The organism is Kitasatospora sp. NPDC036755, from assembly GCF_040636595.1.
Classification (GTDB): Bacteria; Actinomycetota; Actinomycetes; order Streptomycetales; family Streptomycetaceae; genus Kitasatospora.
On the sequence record NZ_JBEZUT010000066.1, the window covers coordinates 1 to 12,634 of the forward strand.

The window sequence follows — 12,634 nt, forward strand, 5'->3', positions numbered from 1 at the left end:
GCACCGCGCCCTCCGCCGCCGCATCCGGCAGCGCGGCCCCGGCCGCCACCGGTGACCCGGCCGCCCCGCAGACCCCGGCCGACATCAGCAACGCGATGACCCAGGGCACCGTGCCGCCCGAGCTGGCCGCCGCCTTCGCCGCCCTGGACTGCTCCAAGCCGGACGTCCGCGCCGCCCAGACCGGCGCCGAGGACAAGGCCGTCGTGGCCTGCTCCCAGAAGGCCGAGAACGGCTACTACGAGAAGCTGGCCCTCGGCCCCGCGGCCGTGAAGGGCGCGGACGTCTCCAAGGCCCAGGCCACCATCGACACCCAGCAGGGTGCCGGCTGGCAGGTCCAGCTGCAGTTCAACAGCAGCGGCAGCGACGCCTTCGCCAAGGTCACCGGCCAGCTGGCCTCGCAGGCCCCGCCGAACAACCAGTTCGCCATCGTGCTGGACAACCAGGTCGTCTCCCACCCGCAGGTCAACGGACCGATCCCGGGCGGCAGCGCGGTCATCACCGGCCGCTTCTCGCAGGCCGAGGCGCAGGACCTCGCCAACGTGCTGAGCTACGGCGCCCTGCCGCTGGAGTTCGCCAAGAGCGACATCACCACCGTCTCCCCGGCGCTCGGCAGCGACCAGCTCAAGGCCGGTCTGGTCGCCGGCGCCATCGGCATGATCCTCGTGGTCGCCTACTCGCTGATCTACTACCGCGGTCTGGGCCTGGTCTCGATCGCCGGTCTGCTCGTCTCGGCGGCCCTGACCTACTCGATCATGAGCCTGCTCGGCAACGCGATCGGCTTCGCGCTGAACCTGCCCGCGGTCTGCGGCGCGATCGTCGCGATCGGCATCACCGCCGACTCCTTCATCGTGTACTTCGAGCGCATCCGCGACGAGGTCCGCGAGGGCGCCCCGCTGCGCCCGGCGGTCCAGCGGGCCTGGCCGCGCGCCCGGCGCACCATCCTGGTCTCGGACTTCGTGTCCTTCCTCTGTGCCGCCGTGCTCTACGTGGTCTCGGTCGGCAAGGTCCAGGGCTTCGCGTTCACCCTGGGTCTGACCACCCTGCTCGACGTCGTGGTGATCTTCCTCTTCACCAAGCCGCTGATCACGCTGCTGGCCCGTCGCAAGTTCTTCCTGGACGGCCACCCGTGGTCCGGCCTGGACCCGAAGCGGCTGGGCGCCCGCCCGCCGCTGCGCAGCAGCCGTCGCCGTAGCCCCTCCTCTGCCGCCGTGAAGGAGGCCTGACACCGTGTCACGCTTCTCCAACCTGGGCCACCGGCTCTACCAGGGTGAAGTCAGCTTCGACTTCGTCGGTCGCCGCAAGCTCTGGTACTCCATCTCCGGCGTGATCGTGCTGGTCGCGGCGATCGGCCTGGCCATGGGCCTGCACCTGGGCATCGAGTTCAAGGGCGGCTCGGTCTACACCGTGTCCAAGCCCGGACTGACGGTCTCCCAGGCGCAGGACACCGCGGACGGGGTCGTCTCCTCGCACCCGCTGGTGCAGTCGACCGACAACGGCAAGATCCGCATCCAGGTCAGCACCGAGGAGACGAAGAGCTCCGACGAGATCCGCTCCGAGCTCGCGAAGAAGCTCGACGTCCCGCTGGACACCGTCGAGGCCCAGGTGATCGGCCCCAGCTGGGGCAAGCAGATCTCCCAGAAGGCGCTCACCGGCCTGATCGTCTTCATGGTCCTGGTGACGGTCTACCTGGCGATCGCCTTCGAGTGGCGGATGGCCGTGTCGGCGCTGGTCGCCCTCATCCACGACCTCCTGATCACCATCGGCGTGTACGCCCTGGTGGGCTTCGAGGTCACCCCGGGCACGGTGATCGGCTTCCTGACGATCCTCGGTTACTCGCTCTACGACACGGTCGTCGTCTTCGACACCGTGAAGGAGAACACCAAGGGGATCGAGAAGCAGAACAAGCTCACCTACAGCGAGGCCGCCAACGCGGGCCTCAACCAGACCCTGGTGCGCTCGCTCAACACCACCGTGGTGGCGCTGCTGCCGGTGGCCGCGCTGCTGTTCATCGGCGGCGGCCTCCTGGGCGCCGGCACCCTGAACGACATCTCGCTCGCGCTGTTCATCGGCCTCGCGGCCGGTGCCTACTCCTCGATCTGCGTCGCCACCCCGCTGCTGGCGCAGCTCAAGGAGGAGCAGCCGGAGATGAAGGCGCTGCGCAAGCGGGTCCTCCAGCACCGTGCCGCGGCCGCCGCCAAGGCCGGGGCCGCGGAGGGCGTCGAGGCGGACGGGTCGACGGACGAGGAGCAGCCTGCGGGTATGGTCGGACAGCGCGGCCGCGCGGCCGGCACCACGCGTGCCAAGGGCCGTCCGTCCACCAAGCGCTGACCCCGGCCGAGACCCGGGCCACCACCACCGTGAAGGACAGAACCGTGACCACCGCCGACACCGCACTGGCCGAGCTGCTGAACAGCCGGATCCGGGACGTCCCGGACTACCCGAAGCCGGGTGTGCTGTTCAAGGACATCGCGCCGCTGCTCGCCGACGCCGAGGCCTTCGGCGCCCTCACCCGGGCGCTGGCGGCCCGGGCCGAGGAGCTCGGTGCGACCAAGGTGGTGGGCCTGGAGGCGCGCGGCTTCGTGCTGGCGGCTCCGGCGGCCTACGCGGCCGGGCTCGGCTTCGTGCCGATCCGCAAGCAGGGCAAGCTGCCCGGCGAGGTGTTCCGGCGCTCGTACGAGCTGGAGTACGGCTCGGCGACGCTGGAGGTCCAGTGCGACGCCTTCGCGCCCGGTGAGCGGGTGCTGGTGGTGGACGACGTGCTGGCCACCGGTGGCACCATCGGCGCCTCGCTGGACCTGGTCAAGGAGGCCGGGGCCCGGCTGGTGGGCGTCGTGGTGCTGATGGAGCTGGGCTTCCTGGACGGCCGCGAGCGGCTGGCCGGGCACCTGGACGGCGCTCCGCTGGAGACGCTGGTCACGGTCTGAGAGTTCCCGGGGAAGGGCGGCGGTCGGAACATCCGACCGCCGCCCTTCCGTTTCCGGCCCGGCCGGATGAACACCGCGGCGCCCGGCTCGGTACCATGAAGATTCATCCCCTCCCGGTTGTGTCCGACCGTTCGGGCCTCGGCGGGGGTCGGCCCGGTGCCCCGAGGAGTTGTCCTTGCCCGACGAGGTTGTGCCCACGGCCGCAGCGGCCGCCCCCGATAACCGTCCCACGCCCTCGGGGGCCACCCCGGCACGCCCGGCGCCGACCTCCTCGCGTTCGCTCGGCCCCTCCGGCCGCGGCTCCACCGGCGGCATGCGCGCCCGGCTGGCCCGCCTGGGCGGCCAGCGTTCCAGCGTGCTCAACCCCGTCCTGGAGCCGCTGTTCCGCTCGATCCGGGCCAACGACCCCAAGGCCGACCCGGCGCTGCTGCGGGACATAGAGAAGGCGTACGCGGTCGCCGAGAAGTGGCACCGCGGACAGAAGCGCAAGAGCGGCGACCCGTACATCACCCACCCGCTGGCCGTGGCGACGATCCTGGCCGAGCTCGGCATGGACGCCCCGACCCTGATGGCCGGGCTGCTGCACGACACCGTCGAGGACACCGACTACGGCCTGGAGACCCTGCGCAAGGACTTCGGGGACTCGGTGGCGCTGCTGGTGGACGGCGTCACCAAGCTGGACCGGGTCAAGTTCGGCGAGGCCGCGCAGGCCGAGACGGTCCGCAAGATGGTCGTGGCGATGGCCAAGGACCCGCGGGTCCTGGTGATCAAGCTGGCCGACCGCCTGCACAACATGCGCACGATGCGCTACCTCAAGCGGGAGAAGCAGGAGAAGAAGGCCCGCGAGACGCTGGAGATCTACGCCCCGCTGGCGCACCGGCTGGGCATGAACACCATCAAGTGGGAGCTGGAGGACCTCGCCTTCGCGATCCTCTACCCCAAGATGTACGACGAGATCGTCCGGCTGGTCGCCGAGCGCGCCCCCAAGCGGGACGAGTACCTGGCGACCGTCATCGACCAGGTCCAGGGGGACCTGCGCGGCGCCCGGATCACCGCCTCCGTCACCGGCCGGCCGAAGCACTACTACTCGGTCTACCAGAAGATGATCGTCCGGGGCCGGGACTTCGCCGAGATCTACGACCTGGTGGGCATCCGGGTCCTGGTCGACACCGTCCGCGACTGCTACGCGGCGCTGGGCACCATCCACGCGCGGTGGAACCCGGTGCCGGGCCGGTTCAAGGACTACATCGCGATGCCCAAGTTCAACATGTACCAGTCACTGCACACCACGGTGATCGGTCCCGGGGGCAAGCCCGTCGAGCTGCAGATCCGCACCTTCGACATGCACCGGCGGGCCGAGTACGGCATCGCCGCCCACTGGAAGTACAAGCAGCGCGCGGTCGCCGGGGCCTCCAAGGTCCGCACCGACACCCCGACCCAGGTCCGCAAGGACGACAAGGCCGGCGCCGTCAACGAGATGGCCTGGCTGCGGCAGCTGCTGGACTGGCAGAAGGAGACGGCCGACCCGGGCGAGTTCCTGGAGTCGCTCCGCTTCGACCTGGCCAGCAACGAGGTCTTCGTCTTCACCCCCAAGGGCGACGTGATAGCCCTGCCGGCCGGGGCCACCCCGGTCGACTTCGCCTTCGCGGTGCACACCGAGGTCGGCTACCGGACGATAGGCGCCAGGGTCAACGGGCGGCTGGTGCCGCTGGAGTCGACCCTGGAGAACGGCGACACCGTCGAGGTGTTCACCTCCAAGGCGGAGAACGCCGGCCCGTCCCGGGACTGGCTGGGCTTCGTCAAGTCGCCGCGCGCCCGCAACAAGATCCGCGCCTGGTTCTCCAAGGAGCGCCGCGAGGAGGCGATCGAGCACGGCAAGGAGGCGATCGTCCGGGCGATGCGCAAGCAGGGCCTGCCGATCCAGCGGATCCTGACCGGCGACTCGCTGGTCACCCTGGCCCACGAGATGCGCTACCCCGACATCTCCTCGCTCTACGCCGCGATCGGCGAGGGCCACGTCGCCGCGCCGAACATCGTGCAGAAGCTCGTCCAGGCGCTCGGCGGCGAGGAGGGCGCCACCGAGGACCTGGCGGAGACCGCCACCCCGACCCACGACAACCGCCGCGCGGTGCGCCGCCGGGCCAAGGGCGACCCGGGCGTGATCGTCAAGGGCATCGAGGACGTCTGGGTCAAGCTCTCCCGCTGCTGCACCCCGGTGCCGGGCGACCCGATCGTCGGCTTCGTGACCCGCGGCAACGGCGTCTCGGTGCACCGCGCCGACTGCGTCAACGTGGAGGCGCTGAGCCAGCAGCCGGAGCGCATGATCGACGTCGAGTGGGCGGCCACCCAGTCGTCCGTCTTCCTGGTGGCCATCCAGGTCGAGGCGCTGGACCGCTCCCGGCTGCTCTCGGACGTCACCCGGGTGCTCTCCGACCAGCACGTCAACATCCTGTCGGCGGCGGTGCAGACCTCCCGGGACCGGGTGGCGATGAGCCGCTTCACCTTCGAGATGGGCGACCCGAAGCACCTGGGCCACGTGCTCAAGGCGGTGCGCGGGGTCGAGGGCGTCTACGACGTCTACCGCGTCACCTCCGCCCGCAAGTAGCGGCGGGCGGCGGCGCCTCCACCTGGAGCAGCAGCGCGAAAGGCCCCCGGGAGCGATCCCGGGGGCCTTCGCCGTTCAGCGTGTCGGGGCGAGCGGCCCGGTCGGCCGATCAGCCGCGGCGGGGCACTCAGCCGCTGAACTCCTCCTGGCTCTTGTGCGCCTGCTCCAGCAGGGTCTGCACGCCCGCCAGCTCGGACTCCAGCTTGGCGGTCCTGGAGGCGTTGCCGGCCGCGCGGGCCTTGTCCAGGTCGGCCTGGATCTTGTCGGCCTTCGCCTGGAACAGGCCCACCATGCCGGCGGCGCGGGCCTTGGCCTCCGGGTTGGAGCGCTTCCACTCGGCGTCCTCGGCCTCGCGGATGGCCCGCTCGACCGCGTTCAGCCGGCCGTCCAGCTTCGGACGGACCTCGCGCGGCACGTGCCCGATGGCCTCCCAGCGCTCGTTGACCTCGCGCAGCGCGGCCTTGGCGGCCTTGAGGTCGGTGATCGGCAGGATCGCCTCGGCCTCGACGGCCAGCGCCTCCTTGAGCTTCTGGTTCTCGACCTGCTCGGCGTCCCGCTCGCTGAACACCGAGGAGCGGGCCTGGAAGAAGACGTCCTGGGCGCCGCGGAACCGCGCCCACAGCTCGTCCTCGATGTCCCGCTGGGCCCGGCCGGCGGCCTTCCAACGCGCCATCAGGTCGCGGTAGGAGGCGGCGGTGCTGCCCCACTCCGTCGACGAGGACAGCGCCTCGGCCTCGGCGACCAGCGCCTCCTTGGTCTGCCGGGCCTTCTCGCGCTCGGCGTCCAGGGTCGCGAAGTGCGCCTTGCGGTGCTTGGAGAAGACCGAGCGGGCGTGCGAGAAGCGGTGCCACAGCTCGTCGTCGCTCTTGCGGTCCAGCCGGGGCAGGCCCTTCCAGGTGTCCACCAGGGCGCGCAGCCGGTCTCCGGCCTCCCGCCACTGGGTGGACTCGGCGAGCTGCTCGGCCTCGGCGACCAGGGCGTCCTTGGCCGCACGGGCCTCGTCCTGGGCCTTGGCGCGGGCGGCCTTGCGCTCCTCGCGCCGGCTCTCGATCTCGCCAGCGAGCGTGTCCAGCCGCTTGGCCAGGGCCTCCAGGTCACCGACCGCGTGCCCCTCGACGACCTGGGCGCGCAGGTGCTCCAGCGCGGTCTGGGCGTCCTTGGCGGCCAGGTCGGTGGTGCGCACCCGCTTCTCCAGCAGGCCGATCTCCACCTCGATGCCCTGGTACTTGCGCTCGAAGTAGGCGAGGGCCTCCTCGGGCGAGCCGGCCTGCCAGGAACCGACGACGCGTTCGCCGTCGGCCGTCCTGACGTAGACCGTGCCCTGCTCGTCCACACGGCCCCACGGGTCGCTGCTCATAGCGCGTCCTCCACATGACGTCGCGCCCGCGCCGGGGCGGCGCGCGTCCGTCGTCCACAGTTGATGTGCGACGGACCGAAAGAGTCCGCCGTCCCCGTCCGCCGTGCCTTGCTGCCGAGGGTGACGGCTAGGCGGGTCCGGGCACCCTATACAACGCCAACATAGGCGACCAGGACCGGTGCTGTCCGCATCCGGGCCGGGCGATTTCGGTCCGGGGCCGTGCGGGGGCGGCGCGCACACCGCCCGCCGACGGCCCCGGAGTTGGTCAACCCTTCGCTACCGTAACGGAGTTGAAGGTGACATCGGCCATCGGGTGGCCGTCCGGCGAGCCCTCCAGGGTGCCCGCGGCCGCGATCTTCTGCACCACGTCCAGGCCACCGGTGATCTTGCCGAAGGGGGTGTAGTTCGGCGGCAGCTTGGTGTCCTTGTAGACCAGGAAGAACTGGCTGCCGTTGGTGCCCGGGCCGGAGTTGGCCATCGCCACGGTGCCGGCCGGGTAGGTCGCGCCGGTGAGGTTCTCGTCCGCGAACTTGTAGCCGGGGCCGCCGGTGCCGCCCGGGACGGTCGCGCTGGCGGTCGGGTCGCCGCACTGGAGCACGAAGATGCCGTCGGTGGTCAGGCGGTGGCACTTGGTGTGGTCGAAGTACTGCTCGCCGGCCAGGAAGGCGAAGGAGTTCACGGTGTGCGGGGCCTTGGCCGCGTCCAGCGCGATCGTCACCTTGCCGCAGTTGCTGTCCAGCGTCATCGCGTACGAGCCGCCCGCGTCGACCGTCATCGGCGGCTCGGCCTGCCACTGCTTGCCGTTGGGCGCGCCCGGCGCCGGGGCGGCGCAGCCCTCGACGGGCTTGCGGGTCGGGGTGCTCGGCTCGTCGGTGGCGGTCGGCGCGGCCTGCGCGCTCTTCGCGGCCGACGCGCCGCCCTTGTCGTCCGAGCTGAACGCGCCGGTGGCGATCAGCGTGCCACCGCCGGCCAGCACCACCACGGCGAGCGAGGCCCCCAGGATCGTGTTGCGCCGCCTGCGCGCGGCCGCGGCCGCGACCCGGCGCTCCAACTGGCGCTCGTACTTCTCTCGGGCGAGCTGCCGCCGCCGCTGTTCGCTGCTGACCACCGGCCGTGTCTCCTACGGATGTGCGGGAAATGAGGATGGATTCCGGAGCGGATCATCGCATCCCTCGGCGGCCAAGTGTAGGGACCGGGCCTGTAAGAACCCGGTGAACCTGCCGGGCCGCGGCGCCCCGCCACCCCCATCTGGTTCGCAACCGGGCCCGGGGCGCCGGTAGGCTGCACCTAAATCACCACAGGCAGCGATCACCACTGGTAGCCGCCGCAGCCGCCCGCCGCACACCCGAAGGACGCGCGTGTTCATCGCCGGATTCCCCGCTGGAGCCTGGGGCACCAACTGCTACCTGGTCGCTCCGGCGGCGGGCGAGGAGTGCGTCATCGTCGATCCCGGGCACCAGGCGGCCGCCGGCGTCGAGGAGATGGTCCGCGAGCACCGGCTGAAGCCCGTCGCCGTGCTGCTCACCCACGGCCACATCGACCACGTGGCCTCCGTGGTCCCGGTCTGCGGCGCCCGCGGCGTCCCGGCGTGGATCCACCCCGAGGACCGGTACATGATGTCCGACCCGGAGAAGGCGCTCGGCCGCTCCCTGGGCACCCAGCTGATGGGCGAGCTCACCGTCGGCGAGCCCGACGACGTGCGCGAGCTCACCGACGGCAGCGTGCTGGAGCTGGCGGGCCTGAAGCTCACCGTGGACCACGCCCCGGGCCATACCGGGGGGTCGGTGACCTTCCGGACGCCCGGTGCCGAGGACCTCCCCCCGGTGCTGTTCTCGGGCGACCTGCTGTTCGCCGGCTCCATAGGGCGTACCGACCTCCCGGGCGGGGACAGCGAGGCGATCATGAACTCGCTGGCCCGGGTGTGCCTGCCCCTCGACGACTCCACCGTGGTCCTCTCCGGCCACGGCGGTCAGACCACCATCGGCCGCGAGCGCGCCACCAACCCCTACCTCCGACAGGCAGCGGGGGCCACCGGCGCCCCGGCTTTCCCGCGACGAGGAATGTGACGGAAGAGAAGTTGAGCACCTTCACCGCCCCCAAGGGCACCTACGACCTGCTGCCCCCCAGCTCCGCGACCTTCCTGGCGATCCGCGACCGGCTCTCCGGGCCCTCCCGCCGGGCCGGTTACGGGTACATCGAGACCCCGGTCTTCGAGGACGTGAAGCTGTTCTCCCGCGGCGTCGGCGAGTCCACCGACATCGTCACCAAGGAGATGTACACCCTCACCACCAAGGGCGGCGACGAGCTCGCGCTGCGCCCCGAGGGCACCGCCCCGGTGCTGCGCGCCGCCCTCCAGGCCAACCTGCACAAGCAGGGCAACCTGCCGGTCAAGCTCTGGTACTCCGCCTCGTACTACCGCTACGAGCGCGCCCAGAAGGGCCGCTACCGCCAGTTCTCCCAGGTCGGCGCCGAGGCGATCGGCGCCGAGGACCCGGCGCTGGACGCCGAGCTGATCATCCTGGCCGACGACGCGTTCCGCTCGCTCGGCGTGCGGAACTACTCGCTGCTGCTCAACAGCCTCGGCGACAAGCAGTGCCGCCCGGTCTACCGCGCCGCCCTGATCGAGTTCCTCTCCGGCCTGGACCTGGACGAGGAGACCCGCCGCCGCGCCGAGATCAACCCGCTGCGCGTCCTCGACGACAAGCGCGAGTCGGTGCAGGCCCAGCTGGCCGACGCCCCGATGCTGCGCGACTACCTGTGCGAGGAGTGCAAGGCGTACGACGAGAAGGTCCGCGAGCTGCTCACCGCGGCGGGCGTGGCCTTCGTCGACGACCCCAAGCTGGTGCGCGGCCTGGACTACTACACCCGCACCACCTTCGAGTTCGTGCACAACGGCCTCGGCGCCCAGTCCGCGATCGGCGGCGGCGGCCGCTACGACGGCCTGTCCGAGATGATCGGCGGCCCGGCGCTGCCGTCCGTCGGCTGGGCCCTCGGCGTGGACCGCACCTACCTCGCGATGGAGGCCGAGGGCATCACCCTCGACCTGCCGTCCGCCACCGCCGTCTACGCCGTCGCGCTCGGCGAGGAGGCCAAGAACACCCTGTTCGCGAAGGTGGTCGAGCTGCGCCGGGCCGGCGTCGCCACCGACCTCGCCTTCGGCGTGAAGAGCATCAAGAACGCCATGAAGTCCGCCGACCGGTCCGGTGCGCGCTTCGCCCTGATCGCCGGGGACCGGGACCTCGCCGAGGGCGTCGTCCAGCTCAAGGACATGAGCACCGGCGAGCAGACCCCCGTCGCCCTCGACGCACTCGTCACCACCCTGAAGGAGAAGCAGCTGTGATCCGCACGCACGACGCGGGCACGCTCCGCCCGGAGCACGCAGGCACCACCGTCACCCTGGCCGGCTGGGTCGCCCGCCGCCGCGACCACGGCGGCGTCGCCTTCATCGACCTGCGCGACGCCTCCGGCACCGTGCAGATCGTGGTCCGTGACCTCGACTCGGTGCACGGCCTGCGCGCCGAGTACTGCGTCAAGGTCGTCGGCGACGTCCGGGTCCGCCCCGAGGGCAACGAGAACCCGGACATCCCGACCGGCGCCGTCGAGGTCGTCGTCAGCGAGATCGAGGTGCTCTCCGAGGCCGCCCCGCTGCCCTTCCCGGTCGCCGAGTACGAGCCGGGCACGGTCAACGAGGAGGTCCGGCTGCGCTACCGCTACCTGGACCTGCGCCGCGAGGGCCCGGCCAAGGGCCTGCGCCTGCGCTCCAAGGTCAACAACATCATCCGCCGGGTGATGGAGGAGAACGACTACCTCGACATCGAGACGCCGTACCTCACCCGCTCCACCCCCGAGGGCGCCCGCGACTTCCTGGTCCCGGTCCGCCTCCAGCCCGGCCACTGGTACGCCCTCCCGCAGTCGCCCCAGCTGTTCAAGCAGCTGCTGATGGTGGCCGGCATGGAGCGCTACTACCAGATCGCCCGCTGCTTCCGCGACGAGGACTTCCGTGCCGACCGGCAGCCGGAGTTCACCCAGCTGGACATCGAGGCCTCGTTCGTCGACCAGGAGGACATCCTGGCCCTCGGCGAGAAGATCGTCGGCTCCATCTGGCGCGAGGTGCACGGCTACGAGATCCCGAACCCGCTGCCGCGGATGACGTACGCGGACGCCATGGGCCGCTACGGCTCGGACAAGCCGGACGTCCGCTTCGGCCAGGAACTCACCGACCTGACCGAGTACTTCAAGGGCACCGACTTCCGGGTCTTCCAGGCCCCGTACGTCGGCGCCGTGGTCATGCCCGGCGGCGCCTCCCAGCCGCGCAAGCAGCTGGACGCCTGGCAGGACTGGGCCAAGGCGCGCGGCGCCCGGGGCCTGGCGTACGTCCTCATCGACGCCGAGACCGGCGAGCTGCGCGGCCCGGTCGCCAAGAACCTCTCCGAGGAGCACCTGGCCGGCCTCGCCGCCGCCGCCGGCGCCAAGAACGGCGACGCGATCTTCTTCGCGGCCGGCAAGGAGCGCGCCTCGCAGGAGCTGCTCGGCGCCGCCCGCCTGGAGATCGGCCGCCGCTGCGAGCTGATCGACGAGTCCCAGTGGGCCTTCCTCTGGGTCGTCGACTTCCCGATGTTCGAGCCGATCGAGGACGACAAGGGCCAGTTCCAGGGCTGGCACGCGGTGCACCACCCGTTCACCGCCCCGACCGCCGAGTCGCTGTCCACCTTCGACACCGACCCGGGCTCGGCCCTGTCCAACGCCTACGACCTGGTCCTCAACGGCTCGGAGCTGGGCGGCGGTTCGATCCGTATCCACCAGCGCGAGGTGCAGAAGCGGGCGTTCGACGCGATCGGCCTCTCCGAGGAGGAGGCGGCCTCGCAGTTCGGCTTCCTGCTGGACGCCTTCAACTACGGCCCGCCGCCGCACGGTGGCGTCGCCTTCGGCCTGGACCGCATCGTCACGCTGCTGGGCGGGTACGACACCATCCGGGACGTCATCGCCTTCCCGAAGACGTCCACCGGCGGCGACCCGCTGACCGGCGCCCCGACCCCGATCACCCCGGCGCAGCGCCGCGAGGCCGGCGTGGACGCCCAGCCCAAGGTCCGCGAGGACGCCAAGGGCGAGGCTCAGCCCAAGTCCTGACACCGCGTCATCCGCTAACCTGCAACGGCCCCGGACGGCCCACCCGCCGTCCGGGGCCGGTCCACAACGGTGTGTGACACAGGGAGGGTTGACTTTTGCAGGTCACAACGAGAGTCGAATGTCCGGACGACGCCCCGGCGACCAGGCGCGTCCACATGGCCGCGTTCCCCGGCCCGGACGAGGCGGACCTGGTGGACGCGCTGCGCCGCGATCCCGCCTGGCTGCCCGGCCTGTCCGTGGTGGCGGTCGACGGGGCGGGGCTGGTGATCGGGCACGCGCTGCTGACCCGGCTCCGGGTCGGCGACGGCAAGGGCCTGGCGCTCGCGCCGGTCGCGGTGGCGCCCGAGTGGCAGCGCCGGGGCGTCGGCGAACTGGTCGTCCGGGCCGCGCTGTCGGCGGCCGAGAAGGCGGGCGAGAAGCTCGTGATCGTCCTCGGCGATCCGGAGTACTACGGGCGGTTCGGTTTCGAGCCGGCCGGGCGGCACGAGGTCTCCGGCCCGTTCGAGGTGCCGCAGGAGTACTTCCAGGCGCTGCCGCTGGCCGGGTACGACGGCGCGCCGCGCGGCCTCTGCCGCTACCCCGAGCCGTTCGTCGCCGTGTAGCCCACGCTCCCCTCGGGCG

At 71.6% G+C, this 12,634-nt stretch carries 10 protein-coding genes; 8 read left to right on the top strand and 2 right to left on the bottom strand.

The genetic code is table 11. The features are described from left to right. The 4 genes from secD to AB0E96_RS12850 form a co-directional block, all read left to right on the top strand. Positions 1 to 1,223 (top strand): protein translocase subunit SecD (gene secD / locus AB0E96_RS12835; RefSeq protein WP_359822119.1); only part of this gene is annotated, 1,223 nt, incomplete at its 5' end. Between the two features lie 4 nt (positions 1,224 to 1,227). Further along, positions 1,228 to 2,328, top strand: coding sequence for a protein translocase subunit SecF (gene secF / locus AB0E96_RS12840; RefSeq protein WP_359822120.1), 1,101 nt, complete (start codon positions 1,228 to 1,230; stop codon positions 2,326 to 2,328). Positions 2,329 to 2,372: 44 nt separating this feature from the next. Continuing rightward, positions 2,373 to 2,924: an adenine phosphoribosyltransferase gene (locus AB0E96_RS12845; RefSeq protein ID WP_359822122.1), complete on the top strand. Its 552-nt coding sequence runs from the start codon at positions 2,373 to 2,375 to the stop codon at positions 2,922 to 2,924. A 190-nt stretch (positions 2,925 to 3,114) separates the two neighbouring features. Beyond that, positions 3,115 to 5,529 carry a bifunctional (p)ppGpp synthetase/guanosine-3',5'-bis(diphosphate) 3'-pyrophosphohydrolase gene (locus tag AB0E96_RS12850; RefSeq protein WP_359822178.1) on the top strand — a complete coding sequence of 805 codons (2,415 nt, stop codon included), beginning with the start codon at positions 3,115 to 3,117 and terminating at the stop codon, positions 5,527 to 5,529. 127 nt (positions 5,530 to 5,656) lie between these two features. Here AB0E96_RS12850 and AB0E96_RS12855 read toward each other — a convergent pair whose 3' ends face one another. After that, positions 5,657 to 6,886 carry a DUF349 domain-containing protein gene (locus tag AB0E96_RS12855; RefSeq protein WP_359822124.1) on the bottom strand — a complete coding sequence of 410 codons (1,230 nt, stop codon included), beginning with the start codon at positions 6,884 to 6,886 and terminating at the stop codon, positions 5,657 to 5,659. Between the two features lie 265 nt (positions 6,887 to 7,151). Next, positions 7,152 to 7,994, bottom strand: a complete 843-nt coding sequence (locus AB0E96_RS12860; RefSeq protein ID WP_359822127.1) for a peptidylprolyl isomerase — start codon at positions 7,992 to 7,994, stop codon at positions 7,152 to 7,154. Positions 7,995 to 8,244: 250 nt separating this feature from the next. Here AB0E96_RS12860 and AB0E96_RS12865 point away from each other — a divergent pair, with 250 nt between their 5' ends. The 4 genes from AB0E96_RS12865 (at position 8,245) to AB0E96_RS12880 (ending at position 12,615) form a co-directional block, all read left to right on the top strand. Further along, entirely contained in the window at positions 8,245 to 8,952 is a 708-nt protein-coding gene (locus AB0E96_RS12865; protein ID WP_359822130.1) for an MBL fold metallo-hydrolase, read from the top strand. An 11-nt stretch (positions 8,953 to 8,963) separates the two neighbouring features. Next, positions 8,964 to 10,226: a histidine--tRNA ligase gene (hisS, locus tag AB0E96_RS12870; protein ID WP_359822133.1), complete on the top strand. Its 1,263-nt coding sequence runs from the start codon at positions 8,964 to 8,966 to the stop codon at positions 10,224 to 10,226. Next, complete coding sequence (gene aspS / locus AB0E96_RS12875; protein WP_359822136.1) at positions 10,223 to 12,013, top strand: aspartate--tRNA ligase; 1,791 nt, start codon at positions 10,223 to 10,225, stop codon at positions 12,011 to 12,013. Before hisS ends, aspS begins: the two co-directional genes overlap by 4 nt. A gap of 95 nt (positions 12,014 to 12,108) precedes the next feature. Then, positions 12,109 to 12,615: an N-acetyltransferase gene (locus tag AB0E96_RS12880; RefSeq protein ID WP_359822139.1), complete on the top strand. Its 507-nt coding sequence runs from the start codon at positions 12,109 to 12,111 to the stop codon at positions 12,613 to 12,615. Positions 12,616 to 12,634 lie beyond the last annotated feature (19 nt).